1 protein-coding gene is annotated in these 626 nt (G+C 59.3%); it reads right to left on the reverse strand.

Going from position 1 to position 626, the window contains the following annotated elements:
• Positions 1–182 precede the first annotated feature (182 nt).
• Positions 183–626: alpha/beta hydrolase (locus QQL24_RS36395; protein ID WP_284317215.1), on the reverse strand; the 444-nt coding region annotated here is incomplete at its 5' end.

Here is a 626-nt window from a genome sequence, read left to right on the forward strand (position 1 = left end):
ACCACCGCGAAGGTGTTGCTTGATCGAATAGTGACGTGCTCGACAGTTAGCTTTTCCGTGCATGTGTTGCCACTGATCATTGGAGTCTCTTTCATTTCTTGGATCGCGAGGCTGGCCCAGGCGTCCTTATTCGTCAGAGCGAGCGTTGGGCTCCCGGCACGAAGGCGCCGGGAGCCCAATCGTCACTTCACGAGCGCGGCCTTTTCAATCACCGCGGCGACTTCCTTCGCGTGGACGACCAGGGAGGCATGGCTGCCGTCGACCTCCGTCGTCTGGGCCTTCATCCTGACGGCGAACATCTTCTGAACCTCGGGTGCGATGACCTTGTCCTTCGTGCTGATCACATAGAACGTTGGCTTGTCGTGCCAGGCTGCCGTATCGACCGGAGCCTCGAACGCTGTGTGGTTCAACGGGAGCTGATGGTTTGCCAAGGATTCGGCGATCTCCGGAGGAAGGTCAGCCGCGACTGCCGAAGGAAACACTTTGGGATCGATGTAGAGGTTGCCCTTTTCGTCGGGATGAATCGCCGCTGCGCCTTCGGTTGCCGGACCGCTCTTGGCTAAGATCGCCAGAGATTGTCCCACGTCGGGCGCGAATGCAGAGACGTAGACGAGCGCCGAGACCTT

The organism is Labrys miyagiensis (assembly GCF_030160835.1).
GTDB classification, from domain to species: Bacteria; Pseudomonadota; Alphaproteobacteria; order Rhizobiales; family Labraceae; genus Labrys; species Labrys miyagiensis.